The organism is Pseudomonas sp. P4_C3 (assembly GCF_056402075.1).
This window is the reverse complement of the sequence record NZ_JBFUIC010000748.1, coordinates 1-728: the sequence shown is the minus strand read 5'-3', so window position 1 is coordinate 728 and position 728 is coordinate 1. Positions and strand designations below refer to the sequence as shown.

The 728-nt window shown below is 67.9% G+C and carries 1 pseudogene; it reads left to right on the top strand.

The window, feature by feature from the left end:
• Positions 1–728: pseudogene (locus AC1DVH_RS32230) on the top strand (ImcF-related family protein); the annotation flags it as partial.

The following is a 728-nucleotide window of genomic DNA, read 5'->3' as shown; positions in this document are numbered from 1 at the left end:
ACCCGCTGGCGCGCGCTGGACGGCGTGGTCTGGGCGCTGAGCAAGGAGCAGTGCAGCGATGCCGCCGCGATGGGGGCCGGCGTGCGTCACTTGAAGGTGCTGGCCCGCGAATTGGGCTGGCAGTTGCCCTTACACCTKTGGCAGGTCTGCGCGAGCAAGTGGGTACARRACCYGCGRCCGACCCAGGCGGTGGGTTGTCGGTTGTCCTCGCGGGGCACGGCGCTTGAACTGGACACCCGGTTGGGGGCGTTGCTCGACCCTTTGCGGCAGCAGGGCCTGGAGCAAATGCGGGATGCGATGGCGCATGACTTTCTGTTGCGCCTGTCCCGCGATTTGCAGGCCGAGGGCATGGCCCGGTGGCGTCAGGCGCTGTCGCCATTGTTCGGCGAGTTGGCCCGCAGCGTGCCGCTGCGGGGGCTGTGGTTCAGCCTGCCGCTGCCGTCGGGCAATAAAATTGATCAGCGGCACTATTGGCATATCGATCCAGCCTGGCACGGCGTGCTGGCCGATCAGGCCGCCAGCCCTCGACGCCTGGGCTGGTCCGCCCCGCGAGTCGCTTATGCGCTGGTGTTGGGCGTGGCGCTGCTGTGGGGTGCCGGGATGTTGCTGTCCTTCGTCAGCAACCGCGGGCAGATCGCCCTTGTCCAGACCGCGCTGGCGACCCTGGAACAAGCGGGCAGCGGCGAAGCGGGCAGCGGCGACGAACAACTGCTGGCGTTCAACGAGTT